The following is a 26102-nucleotide window of genomic DNA, read 5'->3' as shown; positions in this document are numbered from 1 at the left end:
GGTATCGTTCCGATACACTGACCCATCGCCGCCAATGCCCTACTACACTTACATTCTGACCAGTCACCGCAACGGCACATTGTACATCGGCGTCACCAACAATATTTCGCGCCGCCTCGACGAGCATCGCACCGCCACCACTCCGGGATTTACCAAACGGTACGGCATCAAACGGCTGGTTTACGTCGAAACCTATGACGATGTCCGCCTCGCCATTGCGCGCGAGAAGACCTTCAAGCGCTGGCCGCGTGCCTGGAAGCTCTCTTTGATCGAAGACCAAAACCCGCAATGGCTCGACCTGTTCGAGACGATCAACAGCTGATCGCCCCCTATGCCGCCGCGGCCCGCCGGCCCCGCCGCAGGGCCTGGGGCGGCTGGCCGAAGGCGCGGAGGAAGGCCCGGCGCATCCGCTCGGGGTCGGAGAAGCCGACATCGCGGGCGATGGCCTCGATCGGCTCGATGCCGTCCTCGATCCGCGGCCGGGCGGCTTCGGCGCGCAGGCGCTCGACCGCCTTGGCCGGGGTCTGCCCGGTCTCGGCCAGGAAGGCGCGGCCGAACTGGCGGGGGCTGAGATGCGCCACCGCGGCGAGGCGGTCGACCGACAGCGCCTCGTGCAGGTGCTCCCGCACATAGCGCAGCGCGGCCTGGATGCGGTCGGAGGGCGGCTCGAGATCCAGCAGCGCCGAGAATTGCGACTGGCCGCCCGGGCGGCGGTGATAGACGACGAGGTCGCGGGCCGTCCCGCGCGCGGCCTCGACGCCGAGATCCTCTTCGATCAGGGCCAGGGCCAGGTCGATGCCGGCGGTGATGCCGGCCGAGGACCACACCGGGCCGTCCTTGATGAAGATCCGGTCCATCTCGACCCGCACGCCCGGATACTGGCGCTGCAGCGTCGCCGCATGCCGCCAATGGGTGGTGGCGCGCCGCCCGTCGAGGCGCCCGGCGGCGGCGAGCAGGAAGGCGCCGGTGCACACGCTGGCCACCCGCCCGGCCGTGGCGTCGCGGATGAAGGCCAGCAGCTGCGGCACCGCCGCCGCCCGGTCGACGCCGCGGCCGCCGACCACCAGCAGCAGGTCGGGCGACCGGCCCTCCAGCGGCAGCGTCACCACCGGCAGGCCGCAGGAGCTGGCGACCGCGCCGCCCGGTTCCGACAGCACCTCCAGCCGGTAGGGCCGCGGCGACCGGTCGCGCGAGACGGTGTCGAACGCCGCCAGCGGCCCCGTGAGGTCGAGGATGTTGAAGCCCGGGAAGACCAGGAAGCCGATAGCGAGGGTCATGGCGCTAAATAAGGGATCAATGTCGTTTCAGACATGATCCTGGCGGGCGATACTGGCGCTGTCAATTCCAGCGGAGAGCGCCATGGCCGCCCCCATCGTCCCCCTCATCATCGTCTTCCCGATCTATCCCGGGGTCACCCAGCTCGACTTCACCGGCCCGCACCAGGTGCTGTCGCGCCTGCCGGGCGCCGTCCCGGTGGTGGCGTCGATGGGCGGCACGCCGGTCGTGGTCGAGGGCTTCGCCTTCTCCGGCCTGGCGCGGCTGGAGGCGGTGGAGCGCTGCGACGTGCTGTGCGTGCCCGGAGGGTTCGGCTGCCTCGACGCCATGCGCGACCCGGGCTATCTCGCACAGATCCGGCGGCTGGCCGCCGGCGCGCGCTACGTCACCTCGGTCTGCACCGGCTCGCTGATCCTCGGCGCCGCCGGGCTGCTGGAGGGCAAGCGGGCCGCCAGCCACTGGGCGTGGCGGGACGAGCTGTCGCTGTTCGGCGCGATTCCCGATGCCGGCCGGGTCGTGCGCGACGGCACCGTCCTGACCGGCGGCGGTGTCACCGCCGGCATCGACTTCGCCCTGACCCTGGCGGCGGAACTGGCCGACACGACCGTGGCGCAGTCGATCCAGCTGGGCCTGGAATACGCGCCGGCGCCGCCCTTCGAGTCCGGCCGCCCCGAGACCGCGCCGGCCGAGGTGCTGGCCCTGGCCCGGGCGCGCAACGCCGCCCGCCAGCCGGACCGCGCCGCGATCATCGCCCAGGTGGCGGCGAACCGGCACCTCGCCCGGGCCGCGACCGCCTGAGCGGCAGGCCGCGTCCTATGCCGTCAGCGCCCGGCAGTCGGCGGCGGCCCAGCCGACCGTGACTATCTCGCCCGGCGCCAGGCCCGGGCGGCCGTCGGCGTTGGTCAGCTTCAGCACGAAGTCGTCGCGGCCCAGCAGCGCCAGCCGGGCGCGGGTGTGGTCGCCGTGGAAGATCAGCTCCTCGATCCGCGCCGGGAAGCGGTTGGGTCCGGCCTCGGCGCCGGGAGCCAGCCGCACCCGCTCCGGCCGGATCGACAGGGTGGCGCGGCTGCCCTGCCCGCCCCCGCCGACCGGCGTCGCCAGCACCGTGCCGCCGCCATCGACCGCGACGGTGCATTGCCCGCCCGCCAGCGCCTCGACCGTCCCGGCCAGGCGGTTGTTCTCACCGATGAACTGGGCGACGAAGGCGGTCTCGGGCCGGTCGTAGAGGTCGTCGGGCGTCGCCAGCTGGTCGATGCCGCCCTCATGGAACACGGCGATGCGGTCCGACATGGTCAGCGCCTCGCCTTGGTCGTGGGTGACATAGACCACGGTGACGCCGAGCGAGCGGTGCAAGTGCTTGATCTCCAGCTGCATGTGCTCGCGCAGCTGCTTGTCGAGCGCGCCCAGCGGCTCATCCATCAGCACCAGCCGCGGCTCGAACACCAGGGCGCGGGCCAGGGCGACGCGCTGCTGCTGCCCGCCGGAGAGCTGGGCGGGCCGGCGGCCGCCGAAGCCGGCCAGCTTGACCATGTCGAGCGCGCGTTCGACCCGCTTCTCGGCATCCGCCCCCGAAAGGCCGCGCACCTTGAGCGGAAAGGCCACGTTCTCACGCACCGTCATGTGCGGGAACAGGGCGTAGTTCTGGAACACCATGCCGATGTCGCGGCGCCACGGCGGCAGCGCGTCGATCGCCTTGCCCCCGAGCAGGATGTGGCCGCGGGTCGGCGTCTCGAAGCCGGCGAGCATCATCAGCGTCGTGGTCTTGCCCGAGCCCGAGGGCCCGAGCAGGGTGAGGAATTCGCCCTGGCGGATGGCGAGGTCGAGCCCCCGCACCACCAGCGTCTCGCCGTCATAGGTCTTGGCCACGTCGACGAATTCGACGAAGGCGCCCGCTTCCCTGTCCGTCATGCCGCCCCTGTCACTGGTCGTGCCGGTTCATGCCGGCTCTCTTTGCTGTCATTGCCCGGCTTGACCGGGCAATCCAGGGGCCACGACGAGCCGCGCTGGCCGCCCCTGGATGCCACGGTCAAGCCGTGGCATGACAAAGGGAAGACGGGTCCGGGTCAACGTCTTCCTGTCTTATCCCGCCAGCGCCTGTTCCAGATCCGCGATCAGATCCTCCACCGCCTCGATGCCGACCGACAGCCGCAGCAGGTCGTCGGGGACGGTGCCGTCCTCCTTCTCGATGGTGGCGCGGTGCTCGATCAGGCTTTCGACGCCGCCCAGCGAGGTGGCGCGGATGAAGATGCGGACCCGGGAGATGGCGCGCATCGCGGCGTCGCGGCCGCCGGCCACGCGCAGCGACAGCATGCCGCCGAAGCCGCCCTCCATCTGCCGCGCCGCGATGGCATGGCCGGGAAAGCCCGGCAGCCCGGGATAGCAGACCTGGGCGATCGCCTTGTGGCCGTCGAAATGCTCGGCGATGCGCTGGGCATTGGCCCCGGCGGCGCGCACCCGGATGAACAGGGTGCGCATGCCGCGCAGCAGCAGCCAGGCCTCGAACGGGCCCAGCACCGGGCCGGCCAGGAAGCGGATGCGGCCGATCCGCTGCCACAGCTTCGTGTCGGCCGCCGTCACCACCGCGCCGGCCACCACGTCGGAATGGCCGTTGAGGTATTTGGTGGCGGAATGCACCACCAGGTCGGCGCCATGCGCGATCGGCCGGCACAGCGCCGGCGAGGCCGAGGTGTTGTCCACCGCCAGCAGCGCCCCGGCCGCATGGGCGATGGCGGCGGCGCCGGCGATGTCGGTCACCGCCCAGGTCGGGTTGGCCGGGGTCTCGACGAACACCAGCTTCGTCACCCCCGGCTTGACCGCGTCCCGCAGCGCGTCGAGATCGGCGGTGTCGACCATGTCGCAGCGCAGGCCCCAGGGGATCAGCACCTCGCGCAGCAGCTTGGCGGTGCCGAAATACATGTCGCGCGAGACCACGGCATGGTCGCCCGGCTGCAGCGCCTGGAACAGCGCCGCGATCGCCGCGATGCCGGAGGCGAACAGCATCGCCGCCGCCCCGCCCTCGAGCTGGGCCAGCACATGTTCGGCCTGGAGATAGGTCGGGTTGTCGTCGCGGCTGTAGCCCCGGCCGCCGATCTGGGCGTAGTCCGCGTCGCGGGCATAGGTCGAGGACGGGTGGATCGGCGGCACGATCGCGCCGGTGTCGCCGCACAGATAGCCGTCGAGGCGGGCAGCCAGCGTTTCGGGACGGCAGGGCGGACGATCGTCCATGGAGGGCGTGACTCCAGAGTGTCTTCCGGGTGTAACCCCGCTGACGCGGCGCGGCAATCCGTGGCAACGTCGTCGGGCAACGCGAAGGGGCGGAGAGATGGCGGTCGAGAACGGGTTCGGCGTGGATTTCGGCCTGGCGCCCGGCATGTGGGTGCGGCACCCCACCCAGCCCGACTGGGGCCCGGGCCAGGTGCAGTCGGTGATCGGCAGCCGGGTGACGGTGAATTTCGAGAACCGCGGCAAGGTGCTGATCGACAGCACGGTGATCCAGCTGGAGCCGGCGGGGGAGCTGTAGCGGGGCCGCTCCCTTCCCCTTTTTGTCATGCCACGGCTTGACCGTGGCATCCAGGGGCGGCCAGAGCGGCTCTCGGTGGCCCCTGGATTGCCCGGTCAAGCCGGGCAATGACAAGTTAATACTATAATTATGTGTTCAATATCGCCGCCATCGCACGAGTGCATGGAATTTCCATTGGCGCGCTTTATACACTCCACTATGATCGAAGGCTTGAATTTACGGTAAAAGAAAGCTGAATCGATGCGCGTCGAGCTCCGCGGGATCGAAAAGCGGTTTCAGGATTTCACCGCTCTGTCGGGGATCGGCCTCGACATCGAGGCGGGGCATCTCTGTGCGCTGCTCGGCCCTTCCGGCTCGGGCAAGACCACGCTGCTGCGCATCATCGCCGGCCTCGAACACGCCGATGCCGGGTCGCTGCGCATCGGCGGCCTCGACATGTCGGCCGTCGACGTGCGCGACCGCCAGGTCGGCTTCATGTTCCAGAACTACGCCCTGTTCCGGCACATGTCGGTGCTGGACAACATCGGCTTCGGCCTGAAGGTGCGGCCGCGCCAGACCCGGCCGGAGGCCGAGGCGATCCGCGCCCGGGCCAAGGAGCTGCTGGCCCTGGTGCAGCTGGAGAAGTTCGGCGACCGCTATCCCGACCAGCTGTCCGGCGGCCAGCGCCAGCGCGTCGCCCTGGCCCGCGCCCTGGCGATCGAGCCGCGCATCCTGCTGCTGGACGAGCCCTTCGGCGCGCTCGACGCCCGGGTGCGCAAGGATCTGCGCCGCTGGCTGCGCGAGCTGCACCAGACGCTGAAGCTGACCACCGTCTTCGTCACCCACGACCAGGAGGAGGCGCTGGAGCTGGCCGACCAGGTGGTGGTGATGGACCACGGCAAGGTCGAGCAGATCGGCAGCCCGACCGAGGTCTATGAGCGGCCGGCGACGCCCTTCGTCTACGAGTTCCTGGGCCAGGCCGTGCGCCTGCCCTGCCGCATCGGCCCCGACCGGGTCGATGTCGAGGGCGCGGTGCTGCCGCGCCCGGCCGGCTATTCCGGGCCGGACGGCGCCGGCGAGCTGTTCATCCGGCCGCATGACCTGCTGCCGCAGGAAGCGCGCAGCGACGCCTTCCCGATCGCGATCCGCAGCGTCGCCGTCATCGGCCCGCTGGTGCGGGTCGAGGCGGTGACCGAGCACGGCGCGATCCCGATCGACCTGGAATGGCATCGCCGCCAGCTGGCCACCCGCCTGCCCGCCGCCGGCGAGACGCTGCAGGTCGGCACCAGCCATTTCGGCCTCTTCCCGGCGCGCCAGGCCGCCTGAGAGGCCATCCGGAAATGCTACTGCTGTGGCCGTCTGACGGCGGCTTCTCCGCTTCCGGTGCTCACGGACTCAAACGTCCGCTGCGCGCCGGGTCTCGAAGCCACCGCCATCCGACTCACATCAGCGCATTTCCGGACGGCCTCCGATCCCTCTTGGAGATTTGAATGAAGCGTTCCTTCCTGGCGCTGGCGTTTGTCGCCGGCCTGTTCGGCAGTGCCGCTGCGGCGCAGGCCCAGACCAGCATCCTCAACGCCTCTTTCGATGTCGGGCGCGAGCTGTTCACCGACATCAACCCGGCGTTCCAGACCTACTGGAAGGGCAAGACCGGGCAGGACGTGAAGGTCGAGCAGTCGCATGCCGGCACCTCGAAGCAGGCGCGGTCGATCCTGGAAGGGCTGCAGGCCGATGTCGTGACCTTCAACCAGGCCACCGACATCACGGCGCTGGAGAAGGGCGGCGCGGTCAAGCCGGGCTGGCAGACGGCCTTCCCCAACGGCGCCTCGCCCTACTACTCCTTCCCCGCCTTCCTGGTGCGGGCCGGCAACCCCAAGGGGATCAAGGATTGGGGCGACTTGGCGCGCGACGACGTCCAGGCCGTGTTCCCCAACCCGAAGACCTCCGGCAACGCCCGCTACACCTACCTGGCGGCCTATGCCTATGCGCTGAAGGCCAATGGCGGCGACCAGGAGAAGGCCAAGGCCTTCGTCAAGACCGTGCTGTCGCATGTGCCGGTGTTCGACACCGGCGGGCGCGGCGCCACCACCACCTTCGTCGAGCGCGAGACCGGCGACGTGCTGATCACCTTCGAGGCCGAGACCCGCGGCATCCAGAAGGAATACGGCGACAAGGGCTTCGTCGTGGTGGTGCCGCCGGCCAGCCTGAAGGCAGATTTCCCGGTGGCGGTGGTCGACAAGGTCGCCGATGCCCGCGGCACCACCGCGCTGGCCAAGGGTTATCTCGACTTCCTGTACCAGCCGGCGGGCCAGGAGATCCTGGCCGAGAATTTCTACCGCCCGACCCTGGCCGAGGTCGCGGCCAAGCACGCCGACCAGTTCCCGGCGGTGACGCTGGCCACGGTCGACGAGGTGTTCGGCGGCTGGGACAAGGTGAATGCCGAGCATTTCGCCGCCGGCGGCATCCTCGACAGCGTGTTCGTCAACCAATGACCGGTTCGCCGGAATGACCAGCGCCGCCCTCACCGCCCCTCACCCGGCACGACGCCGGGTGCTGCCCGGCTTCCGGCTGACGCTGGGCTGCACCCTGGTCTACCTGGTGCTGGTGGTGCTGCTGCCGCTGGCGGCGCTGGGGCTGAAGGCGGCCAGCCTGACGCCGGCGCAGTTCTTCGCCATCGTCGGGTCGCCCCGTGCCATCGCCACCTATCAGCTGACGCTGGGCATGGCGCTGGGCGCGACGGTGTTCAACGGCGTCATCGGGCTGCTGCTGGCCTGGGTGCTGGTGCGCTACCGCTTCCCCGGACGGCGGCTCTTGGACGCCATCGTCGACCTGCCCTTCGCCCTGCCGACCGCGGTGGCCGGCCTGGCCCTGACCGCGCTGTTCGCCAAGAACGGCTGGTTCGGCGCGCCGCTGGCGGCGATCGGCATCCCGGTCGCCTATACCCCGCTGGGCATCGCCATCGCCATGGCCTTCACCAGCCTGCCCTTCGTGGTGCGCAGCGTGCAGCCGGTCTTGGAGGATCTCGACCCCGGGGTCGAGGAGGCGGCGCGCACGCTCGGCGCCGGCGACCTGTCGACCCTGCGCCATGTGGTGTGGCCGGCGATCCTGCCCGCCTTCGTGGCCGGCTGCAGCCTGGCCTTCGCCCGGTCCCTGGGCGAGTTCGGCGCCGTCATCTTCATCGCCGGCAACCGGCCGATGCAGACCGAGATCACCTCGCTGCTCGTCTTCATCCGGCTCGAGGAATACGACTACGCCGCCGCGGCGGCGCTGGCAGTGACCATTCTGGCCGCCGCCTTCGTGATCCTGCTCGCCACCAACCTGCTCCAGGCCCGGTTCCTGCGCCATGTCGATCGCCGCTGACAGCGTGACGCCGGACGTCGAGCCCGCGCGCCCGGCCGCGGCCACCCGTCCGCGGCGTTCGCCGCGCATCGGCGAGGGCCGCTGGACCCGCCGCATCCTGATCGGCCTCGCCCTGCTGGCCGCGGCGCTGGTGCTGGTGGCGCCGATCGTCGTGATCTTCGTCCAGGCCCTGTCCGCCGGCATCGCCGTCTTCGCCCGCAACATCGTCGAGCGCGACACGCTGCACGCCATCGGGCTGACGGTGACCACGGCGCTGATCGTGGTGCCGGTCAACACCGCGTTCGGCATCATGGCGGCCTGGGCCATCGCCAAGTTCCAGTTCCGCGGCAAGCGCCTGCTGACCACGCTGATCGAGATTCCGTTCTCGGTCTCGCCGATCGTGGCCGGCGTGGTCTACCTCTTCCTCTACGGCGCCCAGGGGCTGCTGGGGCCGTGGCTGCAGGCGCATGGGCTGCAGGTGATGTTCACCCCGGCGGCGATCGTCCTGGTCAGCCTGTTCGTGACCTCGCCCTATGTGGCGCGCGAGCTGATCCCGCTGATGCAGGCGCAGGGGCGCGACGAGGAGGAGGCGGCGGCGACGCTGGGCGCCAATGGCTGGCAGACCTTCTTCCGCGTCACCCTGCCCAACATCAAATGGGCGCTGCTGTACGGCGTGGTGCTGTGCAACGCCCGGGTGATGGGCGAATTCGGCGCCGTCTCCATCGTCTCCGGCAACATCCGCGGCCAGACCAACACGCTGCCGCTGCAGATCGAGCTGCTGTACAACGACTACAACGCCGTCGGCGCCTTCGCCGCGGCCTCGACCCTGGCGCTGCTGGCGCTGGTGACCCTGACGGTGAAGACGCTGATCGAACGCCGCAGCCGGCGGACGGGGCGGCCGGGGCACTGACCCCGGCCGGATCGGTTCAGCCCGCGGGGGCCAGCACATGGACGGCACGGCCGGCGAGCAGGTCCTTGGCTCGCTCGCCATAGGCCTTCATGTGCGGCGCCACCGAATGCGCCTTCAGCGCCTCCGGGCTCTCCCACTTCTCGATCACGACGAAGGTGTCGTCGCCGAAGCGGTCGGCGCTGCCCTCGGCATCCACCGCCGGGCCGTATTCGATGCAGCCCTGCTCGGCATGGACCGCGGGGATGATCTTGCGGAACTCCTCCAGGAGGGCCGCGCGCTGGCCCGGCTTGGCGGTGAGCATGGCGATGACGTGAATCACTTTGGGGTCTCCGATGTTTTGTCGGATCTTATCGCCCCGAAGTGCGGCATCGCCAGCCCGCAATGCCCCGCCGTCAGCCTTTCCGGACCGCCTCCCCGCCCCGCGCCTTCCACGACGCCATGCTGGTGAAGACGCCGTCGCGATGGATCAGCGCGTGCATCAGCGCCGCGCCGAGATGGGCCAGGATGGTGGCGAACAGCAGATAGGCCAGGACGGTGTGCGCCTGGCGCAGCGCGGCATAGAGCATCGCGTCCTGCGGCAGGATCGCCGGCAGGTGCACCGGCCCGTACAGCACGATCGGATAGCCCGCCGCCGACAGCATCCCCCAGCCGACCAGCGGCATGGCGAGCATCAGGGCGTAGAGCACGAGGTGGCTCGCCCTCGCCGCCAGCTTCTGCCAGGCCGGCATGTGGCGCGGCAGCGGCGGCGGCACGTTGAACAGCCGGTTGGCGATGCGGACCACCACCAGCACCAGGATCAGGACGCCGAGCGGCTTGTGGATCGACACCAGCAGGCGATAGCGCTCGGACACCGAGGCGACCATGCCGACGCCGATGAACAGCATCGCCAGGATCAGCACGGCCATCACCCAGTGCAGGATCCGCGAGAACGCGGTGAAGCGCGGTTCGCCCGTCATGACCCCGATCCTTGCGCTGCATCGGTCTGGACCGCGCTGGGCGACTTCGGCTCGCCGCTGCGGCGCGTGTAGGATTTCGAATAGGCCGCCGACCGGGCGCTGAGCAGCGGGTCGTCGGACGCCTCGATGCCCGATGGCAGCACCAGCGGGTCGAAGTTGATGTCGCGGCAATTGCCCGCCGCCTCGGCCTCGACATGGTCGATGGTCATGGTGCCGACATCGACCTGCTCGCGATCCGCCGGCCAGGCCACGGTGGCATCGTCGGTCACATCCCCAGGCTGCCCGACGGTCACCACCAGGCGCCATTGCAGCGGCCCCTTGCGGACCTGGGCGATCAGGTCGTCGAACAGGTAATTCTTGTCGGTCTGGGCCGCCTGGTCCGGGCTTTCCGCCGTGACGGGCTGCACCGGCACCATCGACCAGCGGACCGGGGTGGAGGTGCCGGCCGCATTGACGAAGCGGAAGGCGTTGAGGCTGTTGTAGGCGGCGTCGCCGAAGCCGGAGGAGAAGGGCTGGGCCTTGATGGCGCCGATCGCCTTCAGCATTTCGGGATGGGCGGCGAAGAACGCCTGCATCTTGGCCGGATCGGGCTGCTGGGTGGCCGGGTCCGGCGCCGACGCCACCAGAAGGTCGTAGAAGGCCTGCGGCGTCTTGACGACGAAGACCGGGATGTCGTTGATCCCGGTCCGCCACACCTCGCCGTTGGACGTGGTGAACTGCAGCGCCATGCTGCGGATCGAGGCGGGGGTGTCGACGACGAAGGGATGGCCGTCGGCATTGGCGAAGCGGCCGACCACCGGCACCCGGCCGGGCGCGAACACCGCGGCCTTCGACAGGCGGACGCCCTGGCCGTTGCTCTCGAACGACCCGGCGATGCACAGACCCTTGGCATGGTTGCGCCGGAAGCCCGGATGCACGCCGTTGTCGTGTTCGAAGGCATCGATGATCCGGTCCGGGGTCAGCCGGTCCGGGGACAGCCAGCCGCCGGTGTAGGCGAAGGCCCCCGCGGCGACCAGCAGCACGGCGCCGATCACGCCCAGCCGGACCAGGGTTCCCAGGGGACTCAGGGGTGGCGGGATATCGCCCCTCAATGGCTCACGACTGCCGGACACCATCCACTCCTTGGCGGTTGCTACGGGAGAGACGCCCAACGCTACCGGTCTATTCCGGCACCGTCGAAACAATTCCGCCGGCGGACCGAGGCGGGCCGGCGGGAACCGCCCTGGCGATCCCCGCCCCGCTGTTCGCCTAGGGCCGCACGGCGGTTACCTCGATCTCGACGAGATAGCCGGGATTGGCCAGGGCGGCAACCTGCAGGGCCGATCGGGCCGGCAGGTTGGGCTGGGCCGCGGTGCCGTAGAACTGGCGGTAACCCTCCATGAATCCGGCGAAATCCATCTTGCCCTCCTTGGCCGGGTCGCCGACCAGGAAGACCTGCATCTTGACCACGTCACCCAAGCCGAGGCCGAGATCCTTCAGGGTCTTCTCGATCGACTGGAACACCGCGACGGTCTGGGCCTTGGTGTCGCCATAGGCGGCGACGGTGTTCTTGGCCGCGGCCGTATCCGCCACCGGCGGCACCGCGCCGCTGACATAGACCGTGGTCTTGCCCGCCGGCACCTCGACCGCGCGGGCGATCGGGAAGTCGGAATTCGGGATCTTGTGGCGGATCACATCGTCGGCCAGCGCCGGGCCGGCCGTCACCAATGCCGCCAGACAGGCGGCGGCCATCGTCTTCATCATCGTCACTCGTTCTCTCCCCTTGGTGAGTGTGGCTCTCGGTGTCGTGCCATCCCGGGTCTTTCCAGAGCCGTCATTGCGAGCCCCGCAGGGGCGTGGCAATCCAGCGGCACCGGCCCCTGGATCGCCACGTCGCTTCGCTCCTCGCGATGACGGTTTGGGATTCTCGAAAAAGCTTTTCCGTGGTCAGTTTCGGGCGTCGGCCACGTCCTTGGCCGTCACCGGATCGGTATAGGAATTGCCGAAGCTGGTACGCAGGTAGTTGACGACCGCGGCGACCTGGTCGTCGTTCATCATCCTGCCGACCGGCGGCATGCCTTTCAGCCCATGGACCACGACATAGACCGGATAGGCCCCGGTCTCGAGATTAGGGTTCTTGGCCAGGGCCGGGTAGTGGCCGGCACCGATGGCGCCCTGCGCCGCCGGCATGTGGCAGGCCTGGCAGACATTGGCGAACAGGGCCGCGCCGTCGGTTTCGGCGAAGGTCGAAGCCGGGCTCAGCATCGGCGCCGGCGCCTCCTGGGCCGAGGCGACGGCCGGCAGCGCCAGCACGGGCAGCATCAGGCAGGCTGCGAGGCGGATGGTCATGGCGAGGATCCCCGGAAGCATTGCGGTGCGGCTCATCGTCAGGCCCCCACCACCCGGTGGTGCAGCCGCTCGATCGCGTTGAGCGAGGACAGGATCGCCCCTTCCTGCCAGGCCGGGATGTAGGAGGCGTGCTCGCCGGCCAGCACGATGCGGCCGTCGATCTGGCAGAGGTTGTCGTAGTGCTGCGCGCGGGCCTCGTCGGTCCAGTCGCCGGAGCAGCCCAGGATGAAGGGCACCCGGTGCCAGGCCACGGCGACGCCGGTCTCGAACTCCGCCGCATATTGCGGGTGGATCTGGCCACCGAACTCGACCGCCCGCTTGATCCGCTCGGCCGGCGCCATAGCGGCGAACTCATAGGAGTTCGGGCCGTTCCAGGTGTAGGCGCCGAGCAGCACGCCCTTGCCGCCGCGGTTGTAGCCGGTGCTGGGGTAGGAGATCTGGCGGATCGGCAGGTCGGTGTAGCTGATGCCGCCGTAGATCGCCTCGTCCTCCTCCCAGAAGCGGCGGCGGAACTGCAGCCCGACCTTGACCGAGGAGGCATAGGGCACCGCCTCGATCGCCGCCTGCATCTTGGGCCCGACATCGATCTGGATCTGGCTGAGCACGGTCAGCGGGATGGTGCAGATGCACCAGTCGGCGGTGGCCTGGAGCGGGCTGCCGGGGCTCTTGGTGTCCTCATAGGTCACCGTGACCCCGCTCTCGCTCTGCTGGATGCGGGTGACCTTGGCGTGGTAGCGGATGAGGTCGCCGACCTGGGCGGCGAAGGCCTTGCCGATCATGTCCATGCCGCCGACCGGCTGGAACATGGTGGTCTGGAACTCGTACAGCGCGAAGCTCTGCAGCCCGCGCCACAGCCGCGAGGTCAGGATGTCGGACAGGCCGATCGGCTCGCTCGGCACCGGGGCCGCGCCCAGGCCGCCGCCGGCATCCTTGCTGAAGCCGCGGAACTCCGACGAGGTCTCGCCGGCCTTGTAGGCGTAGTCCCCATCCAGCGCGCCCCAGGATTTCAGCGCCTGCAGCAGGATCTCGCGGTCCTCCTTGGTCACCGCATCGTCCAGCTTGCCCTGCTGCGTCGCCTTGGCCAGCAGCTCGGAGACATGGCCCTGGAAGTCGGTCTTGATGTCCCGGATGCGCTGCGGCTTGCCGCCGAAGCCCTTGGTGTTGTGCAGGAAGGCGTTGTGGTTGAGCTGCTGGAACGGCTCCAGCGCCACGCCCAGGCGGCGGCAATAATCCAGCACGCCGTGATGGTGGTACGGGATGCGCCACGGTCCGGGGTTGATGTACAGCCCCTCGTCGAACTCGCAGGCCTGGGTGGCGCCGCCGAGCTCGGTGAAGCGGTCGCCGCCGCGCAGCGTCCAGTTCCGCCCGCCCGGCCGGTCGTTGAACTCCAGCACCTGGACCTTGTAGCCGGCCTGGCGCAGTTCCAGCGCCGCGGTCATCCCGGCCAGCCCGGCGCCGAGCACCAGCACCGAGGCGCCCTTCGGATCGCCGCCCAGCGCGATCGGCCCCTTGTAGCCCGACTCGGCGGCCAGGCCGAGGCTGGTCATGGCCTGGTACATGGCGGCGCTGCCGGCGGTCATCCCGATCAGCGACAGCAAGCCTCGCCGACTGACGCCGGCCCCGTGGTCCTCTTGCATTGGTCTTGCCCCTTCGACGGTCGCGCCGGATCGATCCGGTCATCGATCGAGGGCGGAGCAAGAACGATGCCAGAACCGGCGAGGCCGGTTCCGGCGCCATCCCGAGCTCAAGGATCGCCCATGCATCCGTCGGATGCCGAAGCAAAAGGCATCAGATCAGACAAATAATGGGCAGATCAATATTTCGGAAAATCAGGTATTATTTGAATTGATAGAAAATAATTCAATATTCACGTCAAATTACATCAAGCTCCTTCATCCCTACCCTCGTCATCGCGAGGAGCGCAGCGACGTGGCGATCCAGGGGTCGGTGCCGCTGGATTGCCACGCCCCTGCGGGGCTCGCAATGACGGCTCGGGTGTCAGGCGCTCACCAAGTCGACCGCGAACGCCGCCGGCTGGCGCAGGGTCTGGTAGACCACGCAGTAGCGCTCGGTCAGCTTCAGCAGCGTCGCCCGCTGCTCCTCGGTCAGGTCGCCCTCGACGTCGAAGCGCAGCCGGATGGCGCGGAAGCCGACCGGGGCGTCCTTGGCGACGCCGAGCGTGCCGCGGAAATCGAGGTCGCCCTCGGCGGAGACCGTGCCGCCGGTGACCGGCAAAGCCAGCGCGGTGGCCACCGCCTTCAGTGTCACCCCGGCGCAGGCCACCAGGGCCTCCAGCAGCATGTCGCCGGAGCACAGCGACAGCCCGTCGCCGCCGGTCGCCGGGTGCAGCCCGGCCTCGGCCAGGGCACGGCCGGTTTCGACCTTGCAGGTCACCCCTTCGTCGCCCAGCCGCCCCTTGGCGCGCAGGGTGACCAGCGCCGCCTCCGGCGCCTCACGATACCGGTCCTTCAGCGGCGCCTGCATGGCGCGCAGTGCATCGGAGTCCATCGCCATCTCTCAGATCGTGACGGGTATGGCCGAGACCCGGGCCCCTGCGGCGCCCGCGTCACGGTCCGGCGCCGCGTCGCGCGGCACCGCCAGCGACGATAGCACGGCTTCGCGCAGCCGCTGCAACTCCGGCGCCCCTGCCCGGTCGGCCCGCGGCAGCGGCACCGCGACGTCGGCGACGATGCGGCCCGGCCGGCCCGCCAGGACCACCACGCGGTCGGCCAGGGCCAGCGCCTCGTCGATGTCGTGGGTCACCAGCATCATGGTCGGGCGCAGCCAGCCCCAGATGTCGAGCAGGTGCTGGTGCAGGTCGCGCCGGGTGAAGGTGTCGAGCGCGCTGAACGGCTCGTCCAGCAGCAGCACCTTCGGCTTCGCCACCAGGGCGCGGGCGATGGCGACGCGCTGGGCCATGCCGCCCGACAGCTGGCGCGGCCAGGCCGAGGCGAAGCCGGCCAGCCCGACCCGGGCAATCGCCTCCGCCGCGCGCCGTGCCGCCTCGGCCTTGGGCAGCCGGCCGAGGCCGAAGCGGATGTTGGCCTCGACCGTCAGCCACGGCATCAGCCGCGGTTCCTGGAACACCACGCCGACATCCTCGCCCGGTCCGTCGACCGGATGGCCGGCGACCGCGACCGTGCCTGATGTGGCGCGGTCTAGCCCGGCGACCAGGCGCAGCAGCGTGCTCTTGCCGCAGCCGCTGGCGCCGACCACGGCGACGATGGCGCCGGGATCGATGGCGAGATCGATGCCGGACAGCGCGGCCAGGCCGTTCGGGTAGCGCTTGGCGACGCCTGAGAGGGCCAACATCGTTTCAGCCCCCATGGTCAGGCCCCTTCCGGCCGGAAGCCGTCCTGCCAGCGCACCAGCCGGGCACCGAGCGCGGCCAGGGCGAGGTCGCTGAGCTTGCCGAGCACGGCGAACAGCAGGATCGCGGCCAGGATGATCGCCGGCCGCCCGGTCATCTGGCCGTCGACCAGGAGGTAGCCGAGGCCCTTGCTGGCGCCCATGAACTCGGCCGCCACCACGAACATCCAGCCGAGGCCGAGGCCGCCGCGCAGGCCGGTGATGTAGGTCGGCAGCGCCGCCGGCAGCAGGATGCGCCGCACCAGGTCCCAGGTGCCGAAGCGGTAGATGCGCCCGACCTCGACCAGCTTGCGGTCGACCGAGGCGATGGCGCCGGCCAGGGTGAGGTAGACCGGGAAGAACACGCCGACCGCGATCAGCATCACCTTCGGCGTCTCGAAGATGCCGAACCACAGGATGAACAGCGGCACCCAGGCGATCGACGGGATGCTGCGCAGCGCCTGGATGGTCGGGTCCAGCAGCCGGCGGGCCAGCGGCCACACCCCGGTCGCGGCGCCCAGCGCGGTGCCGGCGGCGACCCCGAGCAGGAAGCCGGCGGCGACCCGGCCCAGCGTGGTCAGCACATGGTCGAGCAGCACGCCGCGCATCGCCAGGTCGCCCAGGGTGCGCAGGATCTGCGACGGCGGCGGCAGCAGCCGGGTCGAGACCACGCCCAGCGCCGCCAGCCCCTCCCAGGCCAGGGCCAGCCCGACCGGCAGGATGAGCCCGACGGCCAGGGTGCCGGCGGCATTCAAACCCGGCCGTGCGGCGCGGGCCGGCTCGATCGCGGTGCTGTCCAGGCTGGCCATCGGCTAGTTCGCGAGCGCGGTCTTGAAGCGGCTGTCGAGCAGCGCGTCGACCGTGGCCGCGACATCGACCGCGGCGTCGATCACCCCGGCCTTCTGCAGCGCCAGCCCGGCGTTCAGGATGGTGTCGCGCTTGGGCGCATCGATCGCCGGGTTCGACAGGTCGGTGCGCTCCAGTTGCTTGGCCGCCACGGCGTCGGACAGGCCGGCGGCCTGGACAAGGGCGGCGCGCAGTTCGTCCGGATGGGCCAGCGCGTGGCGGCGCGCCTGCTCATAGGCGCGGATCACCGCCTCGACGATCTCCGGATGGTCAGCGGCGAACTGCTCGTTGACGTTCAGCACGCCATAGGTGTTGAGGTCGGGCTTGCGGTAGAACAGCCGCGCCCCCTGCTCCTGCTCCGCCTGCGCCATCATTGGGTCGAGCCCGGCCCAGGCGTCGACCTGGTGCCCGATCAGGGCGTTGCGGCCATCGGCATGCTGCAGCAGCACCACCTCGATGTCCTGCTCGGTCAGGCCGTGATCGGCCAGGGCGCGCAGCAGGAAGATGTAGGGGTCGGTGCCGCGAGTGACGGCGACGCGCTTGCCTTTGAGGTCCTCGACCGACTGGATCGGGCTGTCGCCATTGGTGACCAGCGCCGTCCATTCCGGCTTGGAGTAGGAGTAGACCGCCTTGATCGGGCTGCCGTTGATCCGCGCCAGCAGGGCGGCCGCGCCGGCGGTCGAGCCGAACTGGACGCTGCCGGAGTTCAGGAACTCGATCGCCTTGTTGCTACCGGCGCTCTGCACCCAGGTCACCGACACGCCCTGCGGCTTCAGCGCCTCCTCCAGCCAGCCCTTGTCCTTCAGCACCAGGCTGACCGGGTTGTAGTAGGCCCAGTCGATGGTGATGCCGGAGACCGCATCGGCGGCATGGGCCGCGACCGGACCGAGGCTCAACAGGGCGGCGGCGGCCGTCAGCAGCAGGCGGCGAGAGACAGCGGACATGGGTTTTGCGATCCTTTCAGCCGGCAGGATTCACGCGACCCGCCCGTCAATTCATCGGGCAAATAGGCTAATTTTATCCAGTCCAAGTGTCAAATATTTCCATATTGAACAATATTCTAGTGTCTATGTCTGAGCGCTCGACATGCAGGCCTTGCATGGGCATAATGAACAAAATAGGAACAAATTTATCGAAATGCCATGGACGACCATATCGTCGCCGATCTTTGGCGTGCATTCGACACGCGTGACTGGGCCAGGGCCCTTGGTCTGCTGGCCGACGACTTCGTGGCCGACTGGCCGCAGACCTGCGAGCGCATCCGCGGCGCCGACGCCTTCATCGCGGTCAACGCGAACCATCCCGCCCGCTGGCGCTGCCATCTGCAGGAGCTGATCGCGGCGGGAGAGCGGGCAATCTCCCGCGTCCTGCTGACCAACGACGTGGAGGTCGTCCACGCCATCTCGGTCTACCGCCTGCGCGACGGCCAGATCACCGAGGCCCTGGAGGTGTTCGGGGATTCGGGCGAGCCGCCCTATGACCGCAGCCGCTGGACCGAGCGCTACGCGCTGCGGGTGCCGGCCGGCTAGGATTCGGCGGCCGTTCAGCAGGCCACCGTCAGCTCCACATATTCGGACCGCATCGGGTTGTCCCGCGGCGCGATGTCGGTGACCCTGCAGGCCGAGACCAGTTCGATGGCCTTGCGCTCGGCGGCACGGACCTTGCTGTGTGACGGGGCGATCAGGCTCGGCCCCACCAGCCAGGCCCCCCAACTCGACGTCGCCAGCCGGGTCACGCCGATATCCAGGCCGTTCACCTTCACCGTCTGCGACAGGACGGCCGAGGACTCAGTGGGTTTCTCCGCGCAGCCCAAAAGAAGCAGCGCCGCAAGCGCTGGAAGGACGTATCTCACCCTGAACCCCCAAAAGGATCTTTTTCTTTGTGGGGGACGATATCAGCTTGTCGCTGAAGGATTCCAGCCGCCGCGTGCAAGAATTCGTTCGGCCAGCAGGTGGTACAGCCCCTGCCGCAGCACCAGGCGCGATCCGAACCAGGCCAGGCCGACCGCCGGGATCAGGATGGCGAGGCCGCGGGACTCGCCGGTCATCTCGGCCAGCAGCACCAGCGCCGTGACCGGGGAATGGGTGACGCCGGTGAGGTAGGCGGCCATTCCCACCAGCATCAGAGACGGCACCAAAGCGGGATCGACCAGCGGCGCGAAGATCGCGCCGAACCCGGCCCCGACCGCCAGCGACGGCGCGAACAGCCCGCCCGGGATCCCGGCCGAAGAGGCCAGGGCGGTGGCGGCGAACTTGGCCGGGAAGAACCACCACGACAAAGCGTGCGCACCTTCGAGGGCGAGGCGCGTCGGCTCGTAGCCGGTGCCGAAGGTGGTGCCGCCCGCGGCCAGGCCGATCAGCCCGGCGAGCAGGCCGCAGCTGGCCGCCGCCAGCAGCACCGACCAGCGGCCGCAGCGGCGGAACAGGCGCGGCAGCAGTCGGGTCAGCGCCAGGACGCAGCGGCCGAACAGGCCGCCCAGCAGCCCGGCGAGGAAGGCCACCAGGATGAAGACCGGGATCGCCCGCGCCGTGAAGTCCAGCGCATGGCGGCCGAAATAGGTGTAGTCGCCGAGCACGGCGATCGCGACCGCCGAGGACAGGAAGATCGCGGTCAGCACCGCCATCCGGTTGCGGATGTCGAAGCCGCCGACCAGCTCCTCCAGAGCGAAGACGATGCCGGCCAGCGGTGTGTTGAAGGCGCCGGCCAGGCCGGCCGCCCCGCCCGCGGTGATCACGCGGCGCAGGCGGGCCGGGTTGGCGTGGGGCGTGAAGCGGGCCAGGATCACGGCGCCGACCTGCACCGTCGGCCCCTCACGCCCGATCGACGCGCCGCAGACCAAGCCGAACAGGCATAGCAGGATCTTGCCAATGCCGGTGCGGATGTTGAGCTGGCTCGGCACCAGCTCCAGCGGCCGGCGCATCGCCGCGATGCATTGGGGAATGCCGCTGCCCGGCGCCGCCGGGAAGAACTGCGCGGCGGCCATGGCCGAGACGCCGAAGCCGACGGCGCCCAGGATCGGGGCCAGCCACAGCCGGCCGTCGGTGATCCAGAAGAAGACGGCCTGGGCCCAGTCGGCGGCGCGGGCGAAGGCGACCGCCATGCAGCCGACCAGCAGCCCACCGATCGCGAATCGGATCAGGCGTCGCAGGCGCGGCGGCGACAGCAGACGGCGAAGGGTTCGGGGTGTCAGGTCCGGCGCGGCGCCGGCGTTGTGAGCCACGGCGACGGCCGGACGGCGTCAGGCGCCGGCGTGCGCCGGTTCCTTGTTCTCGGGCTGGGCGACGCGGAAGCTCTCGCCGCAGCCGCAGCGGTCGACCTCGTTCGGGTTGTTGAACACGAAGCGCGCGCCGAACTCTTCCTGCACCCAGTCCATCTCGGTGCCGAGCAGGAACATGATCGCCGACGGGTCGATCAGGACGGTGACGCCCTTGCTCTCGACCACGTCCTCGAACTTCTTCCGCTCCTCGGCGTATTCCATGAAGTAGCTGAGGCCGGAGCAGCCGCGCGCCTTGACCCCGACGCGCAGGCCGAGGATCGGCTTGGTCGACTTCTCGATCAGCTCGCGCACGCGGTCGGCGGCGCGGTCGGTCAGCGAGATCGGCGGTGGCAGGGCGCGCATGGTGTTCACCTCGTATCCTCAATCCCCAAGATGGGCCGATCGGGGAAGGACTTCAACGGTTTGCGGCAGCATCCCAGGATCGCGCGGCTTTAGCCGGGCGATCTTTCGTCACATCCCCAACGCCAGCCGGGCATCCTCGCTGGCGCGTTCGATCGACCAGGGCGGATCCCAGGTCAGGTTCACCTTGGCCCCGGTGACGCCGGGGACCGACAGCGCCCCCCGCTCCACCATCACCGGCATCGATCCGGCGACCGGGCAGTTCGGCGCGGTCAGGGTCATGTCGATGTCGACCTGGCCCTGCGGCGACACCTCGACCCGGTAGATCAGCCCGAGTTCGACGATGTTGACCGGCAGCTCCGGGTCGTAGACCAGGGTCAGGTTGTCCATCACCGCCGAGCGCGTGGCCGCGACATCGAGCGGGTATGTGACCTTGGACATCGGCGTGCGGACATGGATCCAGTCCGGCTCCGGCAGGTCGAGCGTGCCGGCGCGCATGAAGTCGTTCAGGCCGAGGCCGTCGTCGGGGAAAGAACTCATGATGTCGCCTCCCGCGCGGACAGGTGCCGCCGCGCGATCTCCTTGATCCGTTCGACCATCGAGGCCAGGCCGTTGCGCCGCCCGCTGGTCAGATGGGTGTCGAGACCCAGCCGGGTGAACAGCCCGCGCAGGTCCATCGCCGCCACCTCCTCCGGCCGGCGGCCGGAGAACACGCCGGTGACGATGGCGATCAGCCCCTTGACGATGCGGGCGTCGCTGTCGCCCTGGAACACGATGCGGTCCGATGCCTGGTCTTCCGGCCGGGCCACCAGCCACACCTGGCTCTGGCAGCCATGGACCTTGTTGGCCTCGGTCCGCTCGGCATCCGGGAACGGCGGCAGGGCGTCGCCCAGGCTGATGATGTAGGCGTAGCGCTCCTCCCAATCGTCGAGGAGGGAGAAGTTCTCCTCCAACTCTTCGGGCGATAGCCTTGCCTGGGAGGGGGGCATGGTCATCTCGCGAACATCTTGACCACCTTGTCCAACGCCTCGGCCATCACGTCGATCTCGGCCTTGGTGTTGTACAGGGCGAAAGAGGCCCGCGCCGTCGCCGGCAAGCAGAGCCGTTCCATCAGCGGCTGGGCGCAGTGATGGCCGGCCCGCACCGCGACGCCGGCCTGGTCGATCACCGTGCCGATGTCGTGCGGATGGGCGCAATCCATGGCGAAGGAGATGATCGAGGCGCGCTCCCGGGCGCGGCCGACGATGGTCAGCCCCGGCACATGCGACAACCGCTCGACGCCGTAGTCCAGCAGTTCGCGCTCATGCGCCGCGATGGTGTCGAGGCCGAGGGTGGTGACGTAATCGATCGCCGCCTTCAGCGCGATCGCCTGGGCGATGGCGGGGGTGCCGGCCTCGAACTTGGCCGGCAGGTCGGCATAGGTGGTGCCGGAGAAGCTGACGGTGCGGATCATCTCGCCGCCGCCCTGCCAGGGCGGCATCGCTTCCAGCAGCTCTTCGCGGCCATAGAGGATGCCGATGCCGGTCGGGCCGTACAGCTTATGGCCGGAGAAGGCCAGGAAATCGCAGCCCAGCGCCTGGACGTCGACCGGCATGTGGGTGATGGCCTGGGCGGCGTCGATCAGCACCTTGGCGCCGACCGCATGGGCCCGGTCGATCACCGCCTTGATCGGGACGATGGTGCCCAGCGCGTTCGACATGTAGGTGAGCGCGACCAGCTTCGTCTTCGGCGACAGCAGCTTCTCGAACTCGTCGAGCAGGAAGTTGCCCTCGTCGTCGATCGGGGCGACCTTGAGGACCAGCCCCTTCTCCTGCGCCAGCAGCTGCCAGGGCACGATGTTCGAATGGTGCTCCAGCACCGAGACGATGATCTCGTCGCCCTGCTTCAGGAAGGCGCGGCCCCAGGTCTGGGCGACCAGGTTGATCGCCTCGGTGGTGCCGCGGGTGTAGATGACTTCCTTGATCGAGCGGGCGTTGATGAAGCTCTTCACCGCCTCGCGCGACGCCTCGAACGCATCGGTCGCGGCGCCGCTGAGATAATGCAGGCCGCGATGGACGTTGGCGTATTCTTCCTTGTAGACGCGGCTTTCGGCCTCGATCACCGACAGCGGCTTCTGGGCCGAGGCGGCGTTGTCGAGATAGACCAGCGGCTTGCCGTAGACGGTGCGCGACAGGATCGGGAAATCCGCCCGGATCGCGTTCACGTCATAGGTGTTGATGCCGCTGGTGTGCATCCGGGTGTCCATGTCTCAGGCCTCCTGATGCCGCCCGGCGAGCCACAGCTCGACCGCGGCCCCGAATTCGTCGCGGATCGCCTCGTCGGCGATCTCCTCCAGCGCCTCGCGCAGGAAGGCCTCGACCAGCATGGCGCGGGCCGTGCGCTCGTCGATGCCGCGGCTGCGCAGGTAGAACAGCGCCGCGGAGTCGAGCTCGCCGATGGTGGCGCCGTGGCTGCACTTGACGTCGTCGGCGTAGATCTCGAGCTCGGGCTTGCTGTCGATCTCGGCGGTGCGCGACAGCATCAGCGCCCGGTTCAGCTGGTAGCCGTCGGTCCGCTGGGCATCGCGCCGGACGATGATCTTGCCCTGGAAGACGCCGCGTCCCTTGTCGTCGAGCACGCCCTTGAACACCTCGCGCGACCGGCAATCCGGCACGGCGTGGTCGATCAGCGTGGTGGTGTCGATGTGGCGGTTGCCGTCGGCGAGATAGGCGCCGGTGACATGGCCGTTGCCGCCGGTGCCGGCGAAGGTGGCCGTCACCTCGGTCCGCGCCAGATCGGCGCCGAGGCTGAGGGTGAAGCTGTCATAGGTGGCGTCGCGGCCGATGCGGACGCGGCCGTTGACGAGATGGACCGCCTGCAGCCCCTCGCTCTGGCGCCGGTAGTGGCGCAGCCGGGCGCCGTCGCCGATCTCGGCCTCGCCCACCGCATTGGTGAAGTACCCGGCGTTGTCGGTGCCGTGATAGGACTCGATCACCGTGGCCTGGCTGTTGGCGCCGGCCAGGATCAGGATCCGCGAATGGCTCGCCACCGGCGCCTCGCCGGGCGCAGACAGGAAGACCAGGCGGATCGGCGTCTCGATCACCGCGCCGGCCGCGATGCGCAGCACGGCGCCGTCATCGACCAAAGCAGTGTTCAGCTCGACCATCGAGGCCGCATCGGCGGCGGCGGCGAAGCGGGATTCGACGTCGGCGTCGCCATCCTCCAGCGCCGCGGCGTAGCCGTCCAGACGCAGCCCGGCGGGCAGGTCGTCATAGTGCGACAGGTCCGGGCGCAGCTGGCCGTTGACGAAGACCATGGACGGGCCCTGCGCCGGGATGAAGCCGCGCAGCGCCTCGGGCACGGCCAGCTCGTCCGGCGCCGCGCTGGCGAAGCTGAACTTCTCCAGCCGCCGCAGGTCTGTGTATTTCCAGGCCTCCAGCTTGCGCGTCGGCAGGCCGAGGCTTTCGAACCGGGCCATGCCCGCCTCGCGCCGGCGGTCGATGGCGCTGCGGCCGACCCCGGGCAGGCCGGCGCGGCGGGCGGCGAAGCGGTCGCGCTGGGCGGCGACGGTGGGCGAGATCGTGATCCGTTCGCTCATGACCGGCTCACGCGCCGACCGGGACGGCACCGTCCGGAACGACGTTGGCATAGCCCTTTTCCTCGAGCTCCAGCGCCAACTCCTTGCCGCCGGACCGGACGATCCGGCCGTCGGCCAGGACATGGACATGGTCGGGGATGATGTGGCTGAGCAGCCGCTGGTAATGGGTGATCACCAGCGCCGCGCGCTCGGGCGACCGCAGCCGGTTGACGCTCTCGGCCACCACCTTCAGCGCGTCGATGTCGAGGCCGCTGTCGGTCTCGTCGAGCACGGCGAAGGTCGGCTCCAGGATCGCCATCTGCAGCGCCTCGTTGCGCTTCTTCTCGCCGCCGGAGAAGCCGACATTGACCGACCGCTTCAGCATGTCGGTCTCGATGCCCAGGCCCTTGGCCTTCTCGCGCAGCAGCTTGGTGAACTGCATCGGGTCCAGCTCGGGCTCGCCGCGATGCTTGCGATGGGCGTTGTAGGCGGTGCGCAGGAAGGTGACGGTGCCGACGCCGGCGACCTCGAGCGGATACTGGAACGCCAGGAAAACGCCGGCGCGCGACCGCTCCTCCGGCTCCAGCGCCAGCAGGTCCTGCCCTTCGAAGGTGATCGACCCGCCGGTGACCTCATAGCCGTCGCGCCCGGCGATGACGTAGCTGAGCGTCGACTTGCCGGAGCCGTTCGGCCCCATGATCGCGTGGATCTCACCTTTGTTCACCGTCAGCGAGACCCCCTTGAGGATCTCCTTGCCATCGACGGAGACGTGCAGGTCCTTGATCTCGAGCATTCCGCTTTCCCTCGCCGCCTCACGGCGGCTTTCCTCAACTCAACCGGGCCGCGCGAACGCAGCGTCTTTCTGCAAATGCCGCATCGCCGCGGCGCGTGGTCAGCCGACCGAACCTTCCAGGCTGATGCCGACCAGCTTCTGGGCCTCGACCGCGAACTCCATCGGCAGGGCCTGCAGCACTTCGCGGCAGAAGCCGTTGACGATCAGGCCCAGCGCCTCTTCCGTGCCGATGCCGCGCTGGCGGCAGTAGAACAGCACGTCGTCGCTGACCTTGCTGGTCGTCGCCTCGTGCTCGACCTGCGCCGTCGGGTTGCGGCTTTCGATATAGGGCACGGTGTGGGCGCCGCAGGTGTCGCCGATCAGCAGGCTGTCGCACTGGGTGAAGTTGCGCGCGCCCTCGGCGCCCGGCAGGATCCGCACCAGGCCGCGATAAGTATTGTCCGACTTGCCCGCCGAGATGCCCTTGGAGATGATCCGGGACGTCGTGTTCTTCCCGATATGGATCATCTTGGTGCCGGTGTCGGCCTGCTGGCGGTTGTTGGTGATCGCCACCGAGTAGAACTCGCCAACCGAATTGTCGCCCTGCAGGATGCAGCTCGGATACTTCCAGGTGATGGCCGACCCGGTCTCGACCTGGGTCCAGCTGACCTTGGAGTTGCGGCCGCGGCAGGCGGCGCGCTTGGTCACGAAATTGTAGATGCCGCCTTTGCCCTCCTCGTCGCCCGGATACCAGTTCTGGACGGTGGAGTACTTGATCTCGGCGTCGTCGAGCGTCACCAGCTCGACCACCGCGGCGTGCAGCTGATTCTCGTCGCGCTGCGGCGCGGTGCAGCCTTCGAGGTAGGAGACGTAGCTGCCCTCGGCGGCGATGATCAGGGTGCGCTCGAACTGGCCCGTATTCTCCGCATTGATGCGGAAATAGGTCGACAGCTCCATCGGGCAGCGCACGCCCTTGGGGATGTAGACGAAGGACCCGTCGGTGAAGACGGCCGAATTCAGGGTGGCGAAGTAGTTGTCGGAATAGGGCACCACCGAGCCGAGATACTGGCGCACCAGCTCGGGGTATTTCTGCACCGCCTCGGAGATCGAGCAGAAGATGACGCCGACCTTCTCGAGCTGGTCCTTGAAGGTGGTGGCCACCGAGACGCTGTCGAACACCGCGTCGACCGCGACGCCGGCCAGCTTCTCCTGCTCGCGCAGCGGGATGCCCAGCCTCTCATAGACGGCCAGGATGTCGGGATCGACCTCGTCCAGGCTGCCCAGCTGCGGCTTCTTCTTCGGCGCGGCGTAGTAGTAGGCCGCCTGATAGTCGATCGGCGGGTGGCCGATCTTCGCCCAATGCGGCTCCTCCATGGTCAGCCACAGCCGGAAGGCGCGCAGCCGCCACTCGAGCAGCCACTCGGGTTCGTTCTTCTTGGCGGAGATGAAGCGAACGGTGTCCTCGCTCAAGCCCTTCGGCGCCGTTTCCATCTCGATGTCCGAGATGAAGCCGTGCTTGTAGCGGGTGTTCGTGATCTCTTCGACCTGTCGGACCGTCTCCTGGACCGCCGCCATGCCTCACTCCTCAACGCCTGAACCCAAACCGACTAACTCACGGGGCCGATTAACCAACCGGGCTAGTCGGGTAATCCGATGT

General features: G+C 69.2%; 30 protein-coding genes. 8 read left to right on the top strand and 22 right to left on the bottom strand.

Annotated elements, in window-relative coordinates; translation table 11 throughout:
• Positions 1–34 precede the first annotated feature (34 nt).
• Positions 35–322, top strand: coding sequence for a GIY-YIG nuclease family protein (locus E9232_RS18320; protein ID WP_309796142.1), 288 nt, complete (start codon positions 35–37; stop codon positions 320–322).
• A 7-nt stretch (positions 323–329) separates the two neighbouring features.
• Here the strand turns inward: E9232_RS18320 and E9232_RS18315 are convergent, their stop codons facing one another.
• Positions 330–1277, bottom strand: a complete 948-nt coding sequence (locus E9232_RS18315) for a GlxA family transcriptional regulator (protein WP_309796141.1) — start codon at positions 1275–1277, stop codon at positions 330–332.
• 82 nt (positions 1278–1359) lie between these two features.
• Here E9232_RS18315 and E9232_RS18310 point away from each other — a divergent pair, with 82 nt between their 5' ends.
• Positions 1360–2073, top strand: coding sequence for a DJ-1/PfpI family protein (locus E9232_RS18310; RefSeq protein ID WP_309796140.1), 714 nt, complete (start codon positions 1360–1362; stop codon positions 2071–2073).
• 15 nt (positions 2074–2088) lie between these two features.
• On the opposite strand, the gene E9232_RS18305 is transcribed toward E9232_RS18310, so the two are convergent.
• Positions 2089–3183, bottom strand: a complete 1095-nt coding sequence (locus E9232_RS18305; RefSeq protein WP_309796139.1) for an ABC transporter ATP-binding protein — start codon at positions 3181–3183, stop codon at positions 2089–2091.
• A gap of 171 nt (positions 3184–3354) precedes the next feature.
• Positions 3355–4500 carry a trans-sulfuration enzyme family protein gene (locus E9232_RS18300; RefSeq protein WP_309796138.1) on the bottom strand — a complete coding sequence of 382 codons (1146 nt, stop codon included), beginning with the start codon at positions 4498–4500 and terminating at the stop codon, positions 3355–3357.
• A 97-nt stretch (positions 4501–4597) separates the two neighbouring features.
• On the opposite strand from E9232_RS18300, the gene E9232_RS18295 reads away from it, so the two are divergent.
• The 5 genes from E9232_RS18295 to cysW all read left to right on the top strand — a co-directional run bounded on the left by E9232_RS18295 (position 4598) and on the right by cysW (position 9023).
• On the top strand, positions 4598–4795 hold the full coding sequence (locus tag E9232_RS18295) for a DUF3553 domain-containing protein (protein WP_309796137.1): 198 nt from the start codon (positions 4598–4600) through the stop codon (positions 4793–4795).
• A 240-nt stretch (positions 4796–5035) separates the two neighbouring features.
• The gene (locus E9232_RS18290) at positions 5036–6100 is read left to right on the top strand and encodes a sulfate/molybdate ABC transporter ATP-binding protein (RefSeq protein WP_309796136.1); all 1065 of its coding nucleotides are present in this window, start codon (positions 5036–5038) and stop codon (positions 6098–6100) included.
• A gap of 164 nt (positions 6101–6264) precedes the next feature.
• On the top strand, positions 6265–7266 hold the full coding sequence (locus E9232_RS18285; RefSeq protein ID WP_309796135.1) for a sulfate ABC transporter substrate-binding protein: 1002 nt from the start codon (positions 6265–6267) through the stop codon (positions 7264–7266).
• 13 nt (positions 7267–7279) lie between these two features.
• Positions 7280–8134 carry a sulfate ABC transporter permease subunit CysT gene (gene cysT / locus E9232_RS18280; RefSeq protein ID WP_309796134.1) on the top strand — a complete coding sequence of 285 codons (855 nt, stop codon included), beginning with the start codon at positions 7280–7282 and terminating at the stop codon, positions 8132–8134.
• Positions 8118–9023 (top strand): sulfate ABC transporter permease subunit CysW, encoded by a 906-nt coding sequence (cysW, locus tag E9232_RS18275; RefSeq protein ID WP_309796132.1) that lies wholly within the window; start codon positions 8118–8120, stop codon positions 9021–9023. The genes cysT and cysW overlap by 17 nt, the downstream gene beginning before the upstream one ends.
• 16 nt (positions 9024–9039) lie before the next feature.
• Here the strand turns inward: cysW and E9232_RS18270 are convergent, their stop codons facing one another.
• The 10 genes from E9232_RS18270 to E9232_RS18225 form a co-directional block, all read right to left on the bottom strand.
• Positions 9040–9342, bottom strand: coding sequence for a putative quinol monooxygenase (locus tag E9232_RS18270; protein WP_309796131.1), 303 nt, complete (start codon positions 9340–9342; stop codon positions 9040–9042).
• A 73-nt stretch (positions 9343–9415) separates the two neighbouring features.
• Positions 9416–9979 (bottom strand): cytochrome b, encoded by a 564-nt coding sequence (locus tag E9232_RS18265; protein ID WP_309796129.1) that lies wholly within the window; start codon positions 9977–9979, stop codon positions 9416–9418.
• A complete protein-coding gene (locus tag E9232_RS18260) occupies positions 9976–11091 on the bottom strand; it encodes a catalase family peroxidase (protein WP_309796128.1) in 1116 nt (371 codons plus the stop codon). Before E9232_RS18260 ends, E9232_RS18265 begins: the two co-directional genes overlap by 4 nt.
• A 136-nt stretch (positions 11092–11227) precedes the next feature.
• Positions 11228–11722, bottom strand: a complete 495-nt coding sequence (locus E9232_RS18255; protein WP_309796597.1) for a RidA family protein — start codon at positions 11720–11722, stop codon at positions 11228–11230.
• Positions 11723–11905: 183 nt separating this feature from the next.
• Positions 11906–12307: a c-type cytochrome gene (locus tag E9232_RS18250; RefSeq protein WP_309796127.1), complete on the bottom strand. Its 402-nt coding sequence runs from the start codon at positions 12305–12307 to the stop codon at positions 11906–11908.
• 38 nt (positions 12308–12345) lie between these two features.
• The gene (locus E9232_RS18245) at positions 12346–13905 is read right to left on the bottom strand and encodes a flavin monoamine oxidase family protein (protein WP_441717635.1); all 1560 of its coding nucleotides are present in this window, start codon (positions 13903–13905) and stop codon (positions 12346–12348) included.
• A 400-nt stretch (positions 13906–14305) separates the two neighbouring features.
• A complete protein-coding gene (locus E9232_RS18240; protein WP_309796125.1) occupies positions 14306–14815 on the bottom strand; it encodes an OsmC family protein in 510 nt (169 codons plus the stop codon).
• Positions 14816–14824: 9 nt separating this feature from the next.
• On the bottom strand, positions 14825–15619 hold the full coding sequence (locus E9232_RS18235; RefSeq protein ID WP_309796124.1) for an ABC transporter ATP-binding protein: 795 nt from the start codon (positions 15617–15619) through the stop codon (positions 14825–14827).
• Positions 15620–15636: 17 nt separating this feature from the next.
• Positions 15637–16464 (bottom strand): ABC transporter permease, encoded by an 828-nt coding sequence (locus E9232_RS18230; RefSeq protein WP_309796123.1) that lies wholly within the window; start codon positions 16462–16464, stop codon positions 15637–15639.
• A 3-nt stretch (positions 16465–16467) separates the two neighbouring features.
• The gene (locus E9232_RS18225) at positions 16468–17445 is read right to left on the bottom strand and encodes an aliphatic sulfonate ABC transporter substrate-binding protein (protein WP_309796122.1); all 978 of its coding nucleotides are present in this window, start codon (positions 17443–17445) and stop codon (positions 16468–16470) included.
• 198 nt (positions 17446–17643) lie between these two features.
• On the opposite strand from E9232_RS18225, the gene E9232_RS18220 reads away from it, so the two are divergent.
• On the top strand, positions 17644–18030 hold the full coding sequence (locus E9232_RS18220; RefSeq protein WP_309796121.1) for a nuclear transport factor 2 family protein: 387 nt from the start codon (positions 17644–17646) through the stop codon (positions 18028–18030).
• Positions 18031–18044: 14 nt separating this feature from the next.
• Here E9232_RS18220 and E9232_RS18215 read toward each other — a convergent pair whose 3' ends face one another.
• The 9 genes from E9232_RS18215 to sufB all read right to left on the bottom strand — a co-directional run bounded on the left by E9232_RS18215 (position 18045) and on the right by sufB (position 26020).
• Positions 18045–18353, bottom strand: coding sequence for a hypothetical protein (locus E9232_RS18215; protein ID WP_309796120.1), 309 nt, complete (start codon positions 18351–18353; stop codon positions 18045–18047).
• A 42-nt stretch (positions 18354–18395) separates the two neighbouring features.
• On the bottom strand, positions 18396–19721 hold the full coding sequence (locus E9232_RS18210) for a chloride channel protein (RefSeq protein ID WP_309796119.1): 1326 nt from the start codon (positions 19719–19721) through the stop codon (positions 18396–18398).
• A gap of 18 nt (positions 19722–19739) precedes the next feature.
• Positions 19740–20120: a HesB/IscA family protein gene (locus tag E9232_RS18205; RefSeq protein WP_309796595.1), complete on the bottom strand. Its 381-nt coding sequence runs from the start codon at positions 20118–20120 to the stop codon at positions 19740–19742.
• 108 nt (positions 20121–20228) lie between these two features.
• Positions 20229–20657, bottom strand: coding sequence for an iron-sulfur cluster assembly protein (locus E9232_RS18200; RefSeq protein WP_309796117.1), 429 nt, complete (start codon positions 20655–20657; stop codon positions 20229–20231).
• Positions 20654–21112 carry a SufE family protein gene (locus tag E9232_RS18195; protein WP_309796116.1) on the bottom strand — a complete coding sequence of 153 codons (459 nt, stop codon included), beginning with the start codon at positions 21110–21112 and terminating at the stop codon, positions 20654–20656. The genes E9232_RS18200 and E9232_RS18195 overlap by 4 nt, the downstream gene beginning before the upstream one ends.
• Positions 21109–22362: a SufS family cysteine desulfurase gene (locus E9232_RS18190; RefSeq protein ID WP_309796115.1), complete on the bottom strand. Its 1254-nt coding sequence runs from the start codon at positions 22360–22362 to the stop codon at positions 21109–21111. The genes E9232_RS18195 and E9232_RS18190 overlap by 4 nt, the downstream gene beginning before the upstream one ends.
• Before the next feature lie 3 nt (positions 22363–22365).
• Positions 22366–23694 (bottom strand): Fe-S cluster assembly protein SufD, encoded by a 1329-nt coding sequence (gene sufD / locus E9232_RS18185; RefSeq protein ID WP_309796114.1) that lies wholly within the window; start codon positions 23692–23694, stop codon positions 22366–22368.
• A gap of 7 nt (positions 23695–23701) precedes the next feature.
• A complete protein-coding gene (gene sufC, locus E9232_RS18180; protein ID WP_309796113.1) occupies positions 23702–24466 on the bottom strand; it encodes a Fe-S cluster assembly ATPase SufC in 765 nt (254 codons plus the stop codon).
• A 99-nt stretch (positions 24467–24565) separates the two neighbouring features.
• The gene (gene sufB, locus E9232_RS18175) at positions 24566–26020 is read right to left on the bottom strand and encodes a Fe-S cluster assembly protein SufB (protein WP_309796112.1); all 1455 of its coding nucleotides are present in this window, start codon (positions 26018–26020) and stop codon (positions 24566–24568) included.
• Between the last annotated feature and the right edge of the window lie 82 nt (positions 26021–26102).

It is taken from the genome of Inquilinus ginsengisoli, assembly GCF_031453975.1.
In the GTDB taxonomy this organism is placed as follows: domain Bacteria; phylum Pseudomonadota; class Alphaproteobacteria; order DSM-16000; family Inquilinaceae; genus Inquilinus; species Inquilinus ginsengisoli_A.
The sequence above is the reverse complement of the archived record's forward strand: the minus strand, read 5'-3'. Positions and strand labels throughout refer to the sequence as shown.